Source organism: Metapseudomonas resinovorans DSM 21078, from assembly GCF_000423545.1.
Lineage (GTDB): Bacteria > Pseudomonadota > Gammaproteobacteria > Pseudomonadales > Pseudomonadaceae > Metapseudomonas > Metapseudomonas resinovorans.
Genome location: NZ_AUIE01000014.1, coordinates 1 through 13,641, shown reverse-complemented (window position 1 = coordinate 13,641; position 13,641 = coordinate 1). Strand labels below are relative to the sequence as shown.

Below are 13,641 nucleotides of genomic sequence, written 5' to 3'. Positions count from 1 at the left end.
AAGTTGTCGCAAATCTATACGGAAGATTCCCCAGCTGACTGGGTGCGACAAATTGTCAGGGTTCCTCTCTGAGCTCTTTCTCGATCTTCTCGAGTTCTTTCTCGAAGCTCTTGTCAAGCAGGCTGGGTTTCTTGCGCCAAGGCTTGCGCTCAGGATCCCTTTGCGCGGCATAGGTCGTGACCTCGCCGCCGTATACATCCTTGTAACGTTGCGCCTGGCGCTCAAGTTCGGCGCGCAGTTCGTCTTTCGTCACGTGGTTTTTCCGTCTCTTTGATTAATGGTCTTCAGGTGGAACGGGCGATCTAGAGGTCTCGGCCCCCATAGCGTCGGTCGCCCGGTCGAGGCCGTCGTCGCGGCCTTCTTGTAGGACAAAGTTCGATTGTCGCAACTACGGTGGACTTTCCTACGCACTACGGAAAGGCCCTGCGACTATTCCGGGATTAGAAGTCGATTTCTCTGAAGGCCCGGAGCGAACATTGGGAAGTATAACAAGCAAACGGGAAAGCTCCATTACAGAAGAATCCCTTGAGCGTGAAGGATATCTATTCGTCGGGTATCAGGGATTGCCCATAAGAGACCGGATAATCCTGCCGAGAGTTTCCATCGCCTGCTCGCTGGAGTTGCTCCAGGGGTGACCATAGTTGAGGCGGGCGCAATGGCCGAAACGCCGTGTTGCGGAAAAAATCGGCCCCGGGGCGATGCTGATGCCCTGGGCCAGGGCGAGCTGGAACAGGCGTAGAGAATCTACCTGCTCGGGGAATTCCAGCCAGAGGAAGTAGCCCCCTTCGGGCCGGCTGACGCGGGTTTCTTCGGGGAAGTGTCGGGCCACTGCGGCCAGCATGGCGTTGCGCTGGCTTTCCAGGGCGTAGCGCAACTTGCGCAGGTGACGGTCGTAGCCGCCGTGTTGCAGGTAGTCGGCGATGGCCGCCTGGGCCGGCACCGAGGCGGAGATGCTGGTCATCAGCTTCAGCCGTTCTATCTGCCCGGCGAATCGCCCACCGGACACCCAGCCAACCCGGTAGCCGGGCGCCAGGCTCTTGGAAAATGAGCTGCAGTGCATCACCAGGCCTTCGGTGTCGAACGCCTTCACCGGTTTGGGCGCCTGCTGGCCGAAGTACAGCTCGGCGTAGACATCGTCCTCGATCATCGGCACCTGGTGCTTGGCGAGCAGGGCCGCCAGCTGGCGCTTCTTCTCTTCGGAGAGACTTGCCCCCAGCGGGTTCTGGAAGTTGCTCATGAACCAGCAGGCCTTGATTGGTAGCCGCTCAAGGCTGTCCTCCAGCACTTGAAGGTCGATACCGTCGCGCGGGTGCACGGGGATTTCCACGGCTTTGAGCTTCAACCGCTCCAGCACCTGCAGGCTGGCATAGAAGGCCGGTGCCTCAATGGCCACCAGGTCGCCAGGGCGGGCCACGACCTGCAGGCAGAGATTGAGTGCTTCCAGCGCCCCATTGCAGATCACCAGTTCCTCGATGGGCAGCGGAAGGCCGCCGACCATGTAGCGCAGGGCGATCTGTCGGCGCAGGGCATGATTACCCGGCGTCATATCGGCCACTGTGGAGCGTGGGTCCATCTCGCGAACCGCGTGGGCCATGGAGCGGGCCAGGCGCTGCAGGGGGAATAGCTCTGGGCTGGGGAAGGCCGAACCGAAGGGCACCGTGTCCGGGTCCTTGATGGAACTCAGGACCGAAAACACCAGTTCGCTGACGTCCACTTCCGTGGTCGCCGCCTCCCGTGGGCCTGGCTGCGGCTCCGGCAGCGGTCGGCGCACGTGTTCGCAGACGAAGTAGCCGGAGCGCGCGCGGGCCATGATCAGCCCGCGGCTTTCCAGCAAGTAGTAGGCCTGGAATACCGTGGATGCGCTCACACCGTAGGTGCGGCTGGCGTGGCGCACCGAGGGTACTTTCTGCCCAGGGGCCAGGACTCCGGTGCGGATCAGTTCGGCGATGTCGTCAGCGAATTTCTCGTAGCGCTTCATCTTTTCCTGGTTGGGCAGCGGCCAGTTGGTGCCCAACTCTAAGCGCTCGACGCGTTCGCCGCCATGATCCCGGGCCATGCGTCAGCGCCTCGGACTGACGAAGGTGCTGCTGGCGCTGGTCACGGTGCCCGGTTCATCCAGGCTGCGCACCACGAAACGCAGTGGACGCGAGCCGGCGGGGCCGCTGTCGTCGGTCAGTGCCACCGAGACTGGCAGCGACACGATCTCGCCTGCGCCGATGTTCACCTCGTGCTCGCCCTGCAGGCGGAAGCCCGGGACCTCTTCAAGTTCCACCACATAACGCTGTTCTCGCTGAGTCTTGTTGATCAGCTTGAGGTTGTAGATGTTCTCGATCTCGCCGGCGGCGTTTTCGCGGAACATGCCACGGTCCTTGATCACATCCACCGACAGCTGCGAACGGGTCGCGCCCATCCAGGCCAGGGCGACGATCATCAGCAGCAAGGCGACGGCATAGCCGATCAGGCGCGGGCGCAGCAGCCGGGTCTTGCCACCTTCCAGCGCGCGTTCCGAGCTGTATCCCACCAGGCCACGGGCATACCCCATGTGTTCCATGATCGAGTCGCAGGCATCGATGCAGGCTGCGCAACCGATGCAGGCGATCTGCAGTCCATCGCGGATGTCGATGCCGGTGGGGCAGACCTGTACACACATCTGGCAGTCGATGCAGTCGCCCAGGCCCTTGGCCTTCGGGTCACTACCCTTCTTGCGTGGGCCGCGGGATTCGCCGCGGGTGGCGTCGTAGGAGACGATCAGCGTGTCCTTGTCGAACATCACGCTCTGGAAGCGGGCGTAAGGGCACATATGGATGCACACCTGCTCGCGCATCCAGCCTGCATTTATATAGGTGGCGGCGGTGAAGAAGATCACCCAGAACAGTGCGGTGCCGCCAATCTCCCAGGTGACCAGGTTGGCCACCAGCTCGCGCACCGGGGTGAAGTAGCCGACGAAGGTGATGGCCGTGGCCAGGCTGATCACCAGCCAGAGGCTGTGCTTGACCGTGCGCCGCAGGAACTTGTTGAGGCTCCAGGGCGCGGCGGACAACTTGATGCGCTGGTTGCGGTCACCCTCGGTGACCTGCTCGCACCACATGAAGATCCAGGTCCAGACGCTCTGCGGGCAGGTGTAGCCGCACCAGACGCGACCGGCGAACACCGTGATGAAGAACAGGCCGAAGGCGCAGATGATCAATAGCCCCGACAGCAGAATGAAGTCCTGGGGCCAGAAGGTGGCGCCGAAGATGAAGAACTTGCTTTGCTCCAGGCTCCAGAGCACCGCTTGGCGGCCATCCCAGTCGAGCCAGAGCGTGCCGAAGAACAGCAGGCACAGGAGCCCCGCGCCAAGGCGGCGCAGGTCGCGGTAGAAACCGGTGAAGCGGCGGGTGTGGACAGGTCCGTTGGAGGCGGAAAGGGGTTTGCTTGCTGCGGGCGGCAGGGAGGGAGCTACCTCAATGACCTGCGCCGGGATTCTCTCGCTCATGATCAGTGCCCATCAGGCTGTTACGGCGAGACGGACTATAGGAAGGCACTGATGGGTAAAACAGATTCAGATCAGCCGGTAAAAACCATATCAGATGATTCGGAACAGGGCGCCAGGCCGCAAGGTGCATGGATTGGGCGCCTGACGGCAGAATCCGTGGCAGCTGTGCGGCATCCGGTCGCGGGGCGTCGAGCGGGTTGGCCGCCCAGTGTGGCTCAGAGCTGACGGGGCCTGTTCAGGGCAGCATCGTTCCAATGGTTGGGACTGGCATGAAACAGCTGGGGTACGCGGGCGGGCAGTACTGCGTGGCAGCCAGCGTCGGTGGCAGAGGACGCATGATCATGGCGGTGTAGGCAGCGCCGAAGGCGCAGAGGACAAGGGCGAGGTACAGCTTTTTTCTTGTTTTCATGGTCATTCCTCTACACAGGAGGGACATGTTGTTTGGGGCAAGACTAGGAACCGCTGCGACAGGCCGCCTCGTCCGAATGGACTAGATGTCGGATTGGCCGACTAAGTGCCATGAACAGCGCAGCAATGGCGCGTGCTTCCTGCAGCTCTCCCGAGGCCACCAGGGCCGGCAGCTTCGATACGGGTACGCGCACGACCTCCAGGGGTTCCGGTTCATCACCCTCGGCTGTACAGGGCTGGAGGTCTTCGGCCAATACCACGCGGCAGCTATGGCACAGGTGGCCGGGAGCCAGGGTCAGCAAGCCCAGTTCCTGCACGCGGTTGGCACGCAGGCCGACCTCCTCCATGAGTTCGCGAGTGGCGGCCTGCACCGGGCTTTCGTCGCCTTCGACGCCGCCCTTGGGCAGACCCAGGACCCGTTGCTCGACCCCTACTGCGTACTCGCGCACCAGCAGGACATGGTCGGGATCGGGTTGTGCCACCACGATCACCGACTGGTAGTCGGAGCCACGCAGGCGCTCATAGACCCGCTGCTGGCCGTTGCTGAATTCAAGGTGCAGAGCTTCGATCTGGAACCAGTCGCTCTTGGCCAGGAGTTCGGTCTTCAGGATGGTGGGCAAGCTGCGCATGGCGGGCTCCCGTGTCGTGTCCAGGCAGAGCGTCGCGCGCATTAGGTGTTGGGGCATCGTCTGGATGGACTAGCACCGAGAGGGTCGGCGAGGCCGTCCCTCAGGGTGGGCAACGTGTTCTGTCCACCCGTTGGCGCAACGGAGAAGTCCCCATCACCCGACTCGCGGTAGGGGCCCGGCTTCGAATCGGTGGAAATCCCAGGACGGATTTCCACCCGGTGTCGACGGGCTCAGCCCAGTGTTGCCACACTTCGCAAAATCAACCGCACCAGCATGGTCTGCCGCGTGACCCCGGTCTTGGAGAAGGTCGAGCGCAGGTGCGCCCGCGCCGTGTTGCGGCTGATGCCGAGGGCGTCGGAGGCTTCATCCAGGGTCAGACCGTTGGCCAGAAGCATGGCCAGTTGCGCCTCCGCCGGGGTCAGGTCGAACAGCGCCTTGACGATCTCCTGGGGCGCGCTGGACTCCTGCTCCGGGTCGCTGATGAAGATCACCACCGAGGGACACTGCTTGCCCTCGTTCCAGGCCGACAGCGGTACTGAACGCACGATGATGCCCAAGTCCGTCTTGCCCGACGGCCGCTGGACCCGCAGCGCCTCCACCACTGAAGGCAGGTTGTTCTTCTGGGACTGCAGGGCCTGCTTCACCAGCCGGCGGAACTCCTGCGTGTCGCGCGGGTTGCCCACCTGCAGGCCGTCATTTATCAGCTTGAGGCCGTCCTTGTCATGCAGCAGGCGCTCGGCAACGCGGTTGGTCTGCAGCACCTTGCCGTCTTCGTCGAGGATGATGGTGCCGACTGCCAACTGGTCCACGGCGCCGGCGTAGAGATTGCGCTCGGTCTCGATGCGGTTGAGCTGCATATGAATCTTGATCGAGCGTTCCAGGTGCGGAATGAACCGCGCAACCAGGGCCTTGTCGTCGTCGGTGAAGTCAGGCTCCTCCGGGCCGCGACTGATGCGGATGCGGCACTGGGCGCCGTCGCAGGTGCGGATGTCGGCACCGAGGATGTGAAACACCCCGACGGGTTCCAGGAAGCTCTTGTAGAACTCCGACTCCACCCACTCCTGCCGCGAGAGGAACTCGCCACTGGTGACTACCTGGCGGTTGGGCAGGTCGACGAAAGGATCGAGGGCGAAGAAGTGCTTGTTATAGGAGGCCGTCACTTCCGAGGAGCTGCCGGTGGTGTTCACCATCAGGCCTTCGGCATGTTCGCTTGGAGGGCGCAGGATGAAGGTGACGTACTTGCTGTGCAGATACAGGTTCAGTTGATTGAGGAAGGTCGCCCACGGGACGTCTTCCAAGGGCCCCTGATAGAGGTTGCCGAGCATCTCACTGAATTCGTCGAGCAAGAGAGTGTGTGCCATATCTGAACCGCTTCTTATTTTTGTAGGGAGCTTCTTACCGGCTTATGGGATGGTTCATCAAGCTGGATCGTCCCCCGTTGATCGGGAGACGATCGGCCCAGTCCGGACTCAGGCGGTTTCGGTTTCATCCAGTACGACGAAGGAGCGTGGCTCCTTGATGCTGGCGGGCAGCTCGGCGACATCGGTGTAGAACTGGTCGTACCACTTGCGCAGCTGGTAGACCGGGCCATCGCCGTCGCACAGCAGCGGGTTGTCCACGCGGGTCTTGCTGTGCCAGATGGCCACGTCCTCGTAGAAGGCGTCCTGTGCCTGTTTCACGTATGCCTTGGCCATCTCGCGGTTCTGCTCTTCGGTCAGGCCTGGAACCTTCTTCACCAGCACGCCGTAGCGCAGCGTGAAGCTGTTCAGGTCGATGGGCACGTGGCAGTTGAGCAGGATGGAGTGGATCAGCACGCCGTCCATTGCGCCGGTCATCTCGGTGATCTGGTAGGCCGGGCCGTAGTAGGTGGCGACCGTGGTCAGCTCACTGTCGCCCGACAACCGGGCACTGCTGCCGCGCATCACCTGCACCGCTTTGTGGCCTTCGAAGGTGTTGCTGAAGTGGTTGAGGTCGGTGCCGTGGACGGAATCGAAGTGCGCCATATCGGACACGTTGTCGATCAGTTCACGGCAGTTGGTGTCGATCTTCAGTTCGGCCACTTCCCAGTCGGCCCATTCGTCGCTGAAGCATTCATCGATTCGGGGAATGGCCTGTTCGGCAATCGGCGGGTTGCCCTCCGGGTCGTTCCAGACGAACAGAAGCTGGTTCTGCTCCAGGACCGGCCACGACTTGATTTTCGCGCGGGGGGGAATGCGCTTGGCGTAGGGAATGTCGTCGCACACGCCGTCGGCGCGCCAGCGCCATTCATGGAAAGGGCAGCGAATGGCATCGCCTTCGACGCAGCCCTGGCTCAGGTCGGCGCCCATGTGCGGGCAGTAACCATCAAGGATGCGGATCTGCCCATCCTCCCCGGCGAAGGCCACCAGGCGGGTGCCGAAAACATCCAGGCGGTGGGCCTTGCCGTCGCGGTACTGCCCGGCCAGCCCCAGGCAATGCCAGCCACGGGCGAAACGCGGTTCCAGTTGCTTGGTTTCGATTCGGTGCAGGGTACTCATCTTCTTGTTCTCCCATCAGGGTTCTCGTGGGCTGCATCCGGCTTCTGAGAGTCGCTGCAGCACATGCACTGACCGGATTCTGCGGTGCCAGCAATTCCCGGCATCGTCTGATCGGACGATGGCCCCGGACTGTCCCCCGGTTTTACTGCGCGGCAGAACAACAATCAGGAGCGCCCGAAGGTGATCCACATACTCGATGAGATTCCGCTCGTCGCCGGGCGCATCGCCCAGGTGCTGGAGGCGCTGGACAGGCTCTACCTGCCGGCCTGCGCCGGCCGGGGCCTGACCCTGGAACAGCGCTGGGTGTCGCCGCCGGTCGTGGTGCCGGGGCAGCCCAACACCCTCTGGCTGCTCTGGCGCGTGGCCGATGTCCCGGCTTACTACGCCATGCGCAGCGCCGCAGGCGCCGAGGTACGTGACTTCTGGGACCTGGTGGAAGAGGGCGGCAGTTGCCGTCGCCGCCATGTGCTCGGATCGGCGGGCCAACCCCTGGAGGCTCCCGATGTCGCGTGAATCGCTGCAGCTGAACCTGTTCGGCGGCGTTGACCCCGTGGAGTTCGAAGTCCGATTGCGTGAGCGCCTCCAGGCCTTGCCCGGTCTGCTGCATTTCGGTTTTGGCCGCAACCTGCCCGGCAGTTGGGGGGCCGCCGATTGCACCCTCGACTTGCTGTTTGCCGATGCGGCGCCCGCGAACCTGGATGACCGGCTCGGCCAGCTACCCGGCATCGCCAGCGTCGAGCGCGTGGCCTACCGGCGCATTGGCGGTGGCTTGCGCGAGCCGGGGCTGGCGGGCGGCATCTGGCGCACCTTGCTACTGCGGGTTCGCCCGCAGGCCACGGTCGAGCAGCGCGCGGCCCTGGAGCAGGACCTGCTGCGGATGCCGGACTACATCGGTGGCATCCGCAACTGGCAGCTGGCCCGGGTCTCGACGCCGGGGCACTGGACCCATGTCTGGCAGCAGGAATTCGCCTGTGTCGACGACCTGCTGGGCGAGTACCTCATTCACCCCTATCACTGGGCCTGGGTGGACCGCTGGTTCGACCCCGACTGCCCGGACTGGACGGTGGACGCCATCGCCCATGCCTTCTGCCCCTTGCAGACCAGCCTGCTCGGCCGGGCCGCCTCAAACCCAGACAACTGACCGGGAGACTCGCATGCGCGCAGTGGTCATCGAACGCCTCGGCGGAGCCGAGGTTATGCAACTGAAAGAAGTCGACCGCCCCCAACCCGGCCCCGGCGAAGTCCTGGTCCGGGTGGTCTGTGCCGGGGTCAATCCGGCGGACTGGAAATGCCGCGAGGGCTACCTCGGCGCCTTCCTCACCTACCGCTTCCCCTTCGTGCTCGGCTTCGATCTGGCCGGCACGGTCGAAGCCCTGGGCGAGGGCGTCAACGACCTGCCCCTCGGCATCCGCGTGTTCGCCCAGAGCGATGTCGGCGCCGGCAAGTGGGGCTCCTACGCCGAGTACGCCTGCGTGTCCCGTGCCGCGCTGGTGCCCATGCCGGACAACCTCGATTTCGCCGCCGCAGCGGCCGTTCCCACCCCGGCCCTGGCAGCCTGGACCGGCCTGTTCGACGAAGGTGGCCTGGTCCCCGGGCAGACTGTACTGATCCACGGCGGCGGCAGCGCGGTGGGCGGTTTTGCCATCCAGTTCGCCCGCTGCGCCGGAGCGCGCATCGCTACCACCTGCGGCGCGGACAGTGCCAGCCAGGCGCGAGCCCAGGGTGCCGAATGCACCATCGACTACCGCGCCGGAGATATCCACAAGACCCTGCGCCAATGGGCGCCGGATGGCGTTGACCTGGTGCTCGATTGCATCGGCGGGGGCAGCCTGCCCAATGGCCTCGACCTGTTGCGGCCGGGCGGCATCCTGGTCGCCATCCTCACCCTGGCGCCGGGGGATGCCGGCCCCGACCACGCCACGGCGGCTCAGCGTGGGCTGCGCACGGCAATGGCCTACAGCCGCATGCCCAGCGGCGAACTGCTGGGGCGCATCGCCAGCCTGCTGGCTGCCGGGCGGGTGCGTCCGCCGGCCATCGACCTGTTGCCCCTGGCCGAGGTGGCCGGTGCCCACGAACGTCTACAGCAGGGGCGGGCGCGGCGCAAGCAGGTGCTGCAGGTCGTCGGCTGACCCTGCCCTCGTCCGCACGGACGATGGCCGGCCGGGCCGAAGCGGCTCTACTGGCGAGCACTACAACAATAGGAAGGGGAATCAGCCATGCGAATCGAACGGGGCCAGGTGGCGGTGATCACCGGAGCGGCCGGTGGCATTGGCCGCGGTCTGGCGGAGGAAGCGGGCGCGCGTGGCCTGCGCCTGGTGTTGAGCGACGTGAGCGGTGAACGCCTGACGGCCCTGGCCGAAACGCTGCAAGGGCAGGGCGTGGAGGTCGCCAGCCTGGTGGTCGACGTTGGTGACTCGCAGCAGGTGGATGCCCTGCGCGATCTCGCCGTGCAGCGCTTTGGCGGCGTCGATCTGCTGTTCAACAACGCCGGCGTGATGCAGACCGGCTTCAGTTGGCAAATCGACAGCGCCCAGTGGCAGCGTCTGCTGGCCATCAACCTGGGCGGCGTGATCAACGGCGTCCGCAGTTTCGTGCCGCTGTTGCTCGGCCAGCAGCGCCCGGCCCGGGTGGTCAACACCGCGTCCCTCGCCGGGCTGATCTGCAGCCCCATGCTCGGCCCCTACACCGTCAGCAAGCAGGCGGTGGTGGCGCTCTCCGAGACCCTGCACTACGAACTGGCCATGCTCCAGTCTCAGGTGGCGGTGGCCGTGCTCTGCCCGGGGCCGGTGGCCAGCGACATCATGGCCTCCAACGAGGCTGGCGGCGCCGCCACGCAACAGCTCGACGACCTGCTCGACAGTAGCATCCGCCAGGGCATGGACCCGCGCGAACTGGCCCGCGAAGTGTTTGCCGGCCTGGAGGCCGGGCGCTTCTGGCTGCTGCCCCACAAGAACTTCAAACCGGCGCTGGAACGGCGCTTGTCCAGCATCCTCGACGAGACCAACCCGGTCTTCCAGATGGCCGACGCCTAAGGATATCCAGCATGTCCCTCGACCCCCAGATCGCCGCCGTGCTCCAGCAATTCAGCGGCATGCCACAGCCGGACTACAGCCAACTCGACCCGGTTCAGTACCGCCAGTTCTCCGACAACCTGATGCCGCCCATGCCCGGCGAACGCCTGTTCGAGGTGCGCAACCTGCGCCTGGCCGGCGCCGAGGGCGAGCTGGACGCGCGCCTCTATCGCCCGGAAGACCGTGATGACCTGCCCCTGCTGGTGTTCTTCCACGGCGGCGGCTTCGTCATCGGCAATCTCGATACCCACGACAACCTCTGCCGCAGCCTGGCCCGCCTGACCGGTGCCGTGGTGGTCTCGGTGGGCTACCGGCTGGCCCCGGAGCATCGCTTCCCGGCCGCCCCGCATGATTGCTACCGCGCCACCTGTGACCTGGTGGAGAGGGCCCGTGAACTGGGCTTCGACGCCAGCCGCCTGGCCCTTGCCGGTGACAGCGCCGGGGCCAACCTGGCCATCGCCGTGAGCCGCCTGGCGCAGATCCGCAAGGGCCCGCGCATCGCCTCGCAGTGCCTGTTCTACCCGGCCACCGACGCCCGTTGCGAGAGCGCCTCCCAGCACGAGTTCGCCGAAGGCTACTTCCTCACCCGCGAGCAGATGCAATGGTTCTGGCGGCAGTACCTGCCACGCGCGGAGCAGGGCGACGATGCCCTGGCCTCGCCGCTGCGTGCCGAGGAGCTGGCGGGTCTGCCGCCGACCACCGTGTTCAGTGCCGAGTACGACCCGCTGCGCGATGAGGGCGAGGCCTTCGCCCGACGCCTCGAACAGGCGGGCGTGAAGACCCGGCTGGAGCGTTGCGCGGGCATGATCCACGGCTTCATCAGCATGGCTGCGTTCGTCTCCGGCGCCCAGGCCGTGCTGGAATCCGCCGCCGCCGACCTGCGCCACGCGCTGAACTGAAGGGGCACGCCATGGACAGCCCGCAACGACTGATCGAGGCCATGGCCAACGGCACCATGCTGGTGGTCACCGACGACGAGGGGGATGGCGAAGGTTCGCTGGTGATCGCTGCCGGTCGCGCCGATGCCGCCGCCGTCAACTTCATGGCCCGCGAGGCACGCGGGCTGATTTGCCTGGCCCTGACCGAAGAGCGCTGCCAGGCCCTCGGCCTGGAACTCATGGTGCCCAACTCGCGGGCCCGTCACGGCATGGGCTTCACCCTCTCCATCGAAGCCCGCAGCGGGGTTTCCACCGGCATCTCCGCGGCCGACCGCGCCCACACCATCGCAGTGGCCGTCGACCCGACCAGCACCGCGACCGACCTGGTACAGCCCGGCCACATCTTTCCCCTGCGTGCGCAACCCGGCGGGGTGATGCAGCGCGCCGGCCATGTCGAGGCCGCCTGCGACCTGGCACGCCTGGCCGGACTGATGCCCGCCGCGGTATTGGTCGGCATCCTCGACGAAGACGGCGAACCCGCACGCGGCCAGGCCCTGCGCGACTTTGCGCAACGGCACGGTCTGCCGCTGGGTAGCGTCGCTGACCTGATCCACTACCGCATCCTCCACGAGGGCACCATCCGCCGTTCGGGCGAGTACCCGATCCAGACCCGTCACGGCGAGTTCCGCGTTGTCACCTACCTGGACGACTACCAGGGGCAATTGCACCTGGCCCTGGTACGTGGCGATGTCCGCCGCGACCGGCCGACACTGGTGCGGGTGCAGGCTGCGGAAACCCTGCGCGACCTGTTGGACAGCCATCCCGACCAGTGGAACCTCGACCGTTCCCTGGCGAAGGTGGCGCAGGAAGGCGCCGGCGTCGTGGTGCTGCTGGCCCAGCAGGAAACGCCGGCCGCCTTGATCGAACAGCTCCAGCAGGGCGCGCACAAGCCTCGCCCGCCAAGCTTTCCGCAGCGCACGCTGGGGATCGGCGCGCAGATCCTGCGGGACGTTGGCGTTCGCAAGATGCGCCTGCTGAGCTTCCCGGTGAACTACAAGGCGGTGTCCGGCTTCGAGCTGGAAGTCGCCGAATTCGTCCCCTTCGATCGGGAGCAGGCATGAACCCGAACCTCGACAGCCTGCTGCAGCCGGCTCGCCTGGCCGGCCTTCAGTTGCGTAATCGACTGATCAAGACGGCCACTTTCGAAGGCATGTGCCCCGGCGGGGTTCCCGGCGACGACCTGGTCGAGCATCACGCGACCATGGCTCGCGGCGGCGTCGGTCTGACCACCGTTGCCTACTGCGGCGTTTCGCCCGACGGCCTGACCTTTCCCGACCAGATGTGGATGCACGCCGGCATCTTCCCGCAGCTGCAGCGCCTGACGTCGGCGGTGCATGCCGAGGGGGGCGCCCTATCCGCCCAGCTCGCCCACTGCGGCTACTTCAGCCGCAATCGTCCGCTCAATATTCCACGGCCGCGTGGTCCCAGCGCCTGCATCAACCAGTACGGCCTGTTCTCCGGCATTCCATTCGGCGGTGCCATGAGCATCGCCGACATCGGCCGCACGGTCGCTGAGTACGCTGCGGCAGCCAGCCTTGTCCGCGACGCGGGCTTCGATGCCATCGAAATCCACATGGGTCATGGCTACCTGCTCAGCCAGTTCATCTCGCCGGCCCTGAACAAGCGTCGCGATTCCTACGGCGGCGTGCTGGAGAACCGCATGCGCCTGCCACTGCAGGTGCTGGCGGCGGTGCGGGGTGCGGTGGGACGCGATTTCCCGATTCTGGCCAAGCTCAATCTCAGCGATGGCTTTGCCGGTGGCCTGCAGATCGAAGAAGCCTGCCAGGCCGCGCGCCTGCTGGAAGAGGCGGGGCTGGACGCCATCGTCATGAGCGGTGGGCTGGTCAGCCGCACGCCGATGTTCCTCTTCCGGGGCGCGAGCCCGTTGGCGCAGATGGTGCCGCTGGAGAGGAACCCGCTGCAGCGCACCGCCATGAAGTGGTTTGGCGGCGCCAGCTTCCCCGACCTGCCCTTCGAGGAGCTGTACTTCCTCGAATTGGCCCGGCAGATGCGGCGCGCCGTGAGCATGCCGCTGGTGTACCTCGGCGGCGTGGCCAGCGGCGAAGGCATGGCGCGGGCGGTGGAGGAAGGCTTCGACTTTCTTGCCCTCGGGCGCGCCTTGCTCAATGACCCGCACCTGCTGCAGCACCTGCAGCATCAAGGCTCGACCTGGCGCAGTGCCTGCACCCACTGCAACCAGTGCGTGGCCAGCATGGGACTCCCAGGTGGGATTCGTTGTGTGCTTAACCAGCCGGCGGTCTTCCGGTAGATCCTATGCAAAGGCCGCCCGCACGCCGATTCTTAATCCGGGGGATAGAAGGTTTGGCCCAGAGGAGGAATCGACATGCGAACGGCCTACGTTGAACAGCATAGTGCGAATGAACCGGTCCTGGCAGTGGCGCTGGAGTTGGCCAAGGCCAGTTGGAAAGTGGCGCTGAGCGATGCCCGGCGCAACCCCCGGCTGAAGACAGTCGACGCACCGCAGCCCCTGGCGCGCCTGGAGCAGGTGGTGCAAACGATCGCGGAGACGCGCGCGCTCTGGGCGTTGCCGGCGTCCGCCAGAGTGGTCGTGGTGTATGAAGCGGGCCAGGATGGTTTCTGGCT

Annotated in this window: 14 protein-coding genes and 1 pseudogene; 8 read left to right on the top strand and 7 right to left on the bottom strand. The window is 65.4% G+C overall.

What is annotated here, in order from left to right; translation table 11 throughout:
• Window positions 1-55: 55 nt before the first annotated feature.
• From G559_RS0112720 to G559_RS0112690, 7 genes are all read right to left on the bottom strand, one after another.
• Window positions 56-253, bottom strand: a complete 198-nt coding sequence (locus tag G559_RS0112720) for a hypothetical protein (RefSeq protein ID WP_028628576.1) — start codon at window positions 251-253, stop codon at window positions 56-58.
• Window positions 254-556: 303 nt separating this feature from the next.
• The gene (gene mapR, locus G559_RS0112715; RefSeq protein WP_028628575.1) at window positions 557-1,978 is read right to left on the bottom strand and encodes a GntR family transcriptional regulator MpaR; all 1,422 of its coding nucleotides are present in this window, start codon (window positions 1,976-1,978) and stop codon (window positions 557-559) included.
• A gap of 81 nt (window positions 1,979-2,059) precedes the next feature.
• A complete protein-coding gene (gene ccoG / locus G559_RS0112710; RefSeq protein ID WP_028628574.1) occupies window positions 2,060-3,475 on the bottom strand; it encodes a cytochrome c oxidase accessory protein CcoG in 1,416 nt (471 codons plus the stop codon).
• Between the two features lie 235 nt (window positions 3,476-3,710).
• Window positions 3,711-3,884 carry a hypothetical protein gene (locus G559_RS30420; RefSeq protein WP_155945720.1) on the bottom strand — a complete coding sequence of 58 codons (174 nt, stop codon included), beginning with the start codon at window positions 3,882-3,884 and terminating at the stop codon, window positions 3,711-3,713.
• Between the two features lie 43 nt (window positions 3,885-3,927).
• Window positions 3,928-4,512 (bottom strand): ADP compounds hydrolase NudE, encoded by a 585-nt coding sequence (nudE, locus tag G559_RS28950; protein ID WP_051246638.1) that lies wholly within the window; start codon window positions 4,510-4,512, stop codon window positions 3,928-3,930.
• Window positions 4,513-4,742: 230 nt separating this feature from the next.
• Window positions 4,743-5,873: a helix-turn-helix transcriptional regulator gene (locus G559_RS0112695; protein ID WP_036997370.1), complete on the bottom strand. Its 1,131-nt coding sequence runs from the start codon at window positions 5,871-5,873 to the stop codon at window positions 4,743-4,745.
• Window positions 5,874-5,981: 108 nt separating this feature from the next.
• Window positions 5,982-7,028, bottom strand: coding sequence for a Rieske 2Fe-2S domain-containing protein (locus G559_RS0112690; protein WP_028628572.1), 1,047 nt, complete (start codon window positions 7,026-7,028; stop codon window positions 5,982-5,984).
• Window positions 7,029-7,208: 180 nt separating this feature from the next.
• Between G559_RS0112690 and G559_RS0112685 the strand changes: the two genes are divergently transcribed.
• From G559_RS0112685 to G559_RS28945, 8 genes and pseudogenes are all read left to right on the top strand, one after another.
• Window positions 7,209-7,541 carry a hypothetical protein gene (locus G559_RS0112685; RefSeq protein ID WP_028628571.1) on the top strand — a complete coding sequence of 111 codons (333 nt, stop codon included), beginning with the start codon at window positions 7,209-7,211 and terminating at the stop codon, window positions 7,539-7,541.
• Window positions 7,531-8,169 (top strand): Dabb family protein, encoded by a 639-nt coding sequence (locus G559_RS0112680; RefSeq protein ID WP_028628570.1) that lies wholly within the window; start codon window positions 7,531-7,533, stop codon window positions 8,167-8,169. The genes G559_RS0112685 and G559_RS0112680 overlap by 11 nt, the downstream gene beginning before the upstream one ends.
• 13 nt (window positions 8,170-8,182) lie before the next feature.
• Window positions 8,183-9,157 (top strand): NADP-dependent oxidoreductase, encoded by a 975-nt coding sequence (locus tag G559_RS0112675; RefSeq protein WP_028628569.1) that lies wholly within the window; start codon window positions 8,183-8,185, stop codon window positions 9,155-9,157.
• Between the two features lie 87 nt (window positions 9,158-9,244).
• A complete protein-coding gene (locus G559_RS0112670) occupies window positions 9,245-10,060 on the top strand; it encodes an SDR family NAD(P)-dependent oxidoreductase (protein ID WP_028628568.1) in 816 nt (271 codons plus the stop codon).
• 11 nt (window positions 10,061-10,071) lie between these two features.
• Window positions 10,072-10,998, top strand: a complete 927-nt coding sequence (locus G559_RS0112665) for an alpha/beta hydrolase (RefSeq protein ID WP_028628567.1) — start codon at window positions 10,072-10,074, stop codon at window positions 10,996-10,998.
• A gap of 11 nt (window positions 10,999-11,009) precedes the next feature.
• On the top strand, window positions 11,010-12,098 hold the full coding sequence (gene ribB, locus G559_RS0112660) for a 3,4-dihydroxy-2-butanone-4-phosphate synthase (protein WP_028628566.1): 1,089 nt from the start codon (window positions 11,010-11,012) through the stop codon (window positions 12,096-12,098).
• The gene (locus G559_RS0112655) at window positions 12,095-13,306 is read left to right on the top strand and encodes an NADH:flavin oxidoreductase (protein ID WP_028628565.1); all 1,212 of its coding nucleotides are present in this window, start codon (window positions 12,095-12,097) and stop codon (window positions 13,304-13,306) included. Before ribB ends, G559_RS0112655 begins: the two co-directional genes overlap by 4 nt.
• 75 nt (window positions 13,307-13,381) lie before the next feature.
• A pseudogene (locus G559_RS28945) lies at window positions 13,382-13,641 on the top strand (hypothetical protein); the annotation flags it as partial.

Bases quoted from the DNA above. Each gene is read 5' to 3' on its own strand.
- G559_RS0112680 (WP_028628570.1), top strand. From the start codon at position 7,531: ATGTCGCGTGAATCGCTGCAGCTGAACCTGTTCGGCGGCGTTGACCCC.
- nudE (WP_051246638.1), bottom strand. From the start codon at position 4,512: ATGCGCAGCTTGCCCACCATCCTGAAGACCGAACTCCTGGCCAAGAGC.
- G559_RS0112670 (WP_028628568.1), top strand. From the start codon at position 9,245: ATGCGAATCGAACGGGGCCAGGTGGCGGTGATCACCGGAGCGGCCGGT.
- ccoG (WP_028628574.1), bottom strand. From the start codon at position 3,475: ATGAGCGAGAGAATCCCGGCGCAGGTCATTGAGGTAGCTCCCTCCCTG.
- G559_RS0112675 (WP_028628569.1), top strand. From the start codon at position 8,183: ATGCGCGCAGTGGTCATCGAACGCCTCGGCGGAGCCGAGGTTATGCAA.
- ribB (WP_028628566.1), top strand. From the start codon at position 11,010: ATGGACAGCCCGCAACGACTGATCGAGGCCATGGCCAACGGCACCATG.
- mapR (WP_028628575.1), bottom strand. From the start codon at position 1,978: ATGAAGCGCTACGAGAAATTCGCTGACGACATCGCCGAACTGATCCGC.
- G559_RS0112665 (WP_028628567.1), top strand. From the start codon at position 10,072: ATGTCCCTCGACCCCCAGATCGCCGCCGTGCTCCAGCAATTCAGCGGC.
- G559_RS0112695 (WP_036997370.1), bottom strand. From the start codon at position 5,873: ATGGCACACACTCTCTTGCTCGACGAATTCAGTGAGATGCTCGGCAAC.
- G559_RS30420 (WP_155945720.1), bottom strand. From the start codon at position 3,884: ATGAAAACAAGAAAAAAGCTGTACCTCGCCCTTGTCCTCTGCGCCTTC.
- G559_RS0112655 (WP_028628565.1), top strand. From the start codon at position 12,095: ATGAACCCGAACCTCGACAGCCTGCTGCAGCCGGCTCGCCTGGCCGGC.
- G559_RS0112690 (WP_028628572.1), bottom strand. From the start codon at position 7,028: ATGAGTACCCTGCACCGAATCGAAACCAAGCAACTGGAACCGCGTTTC.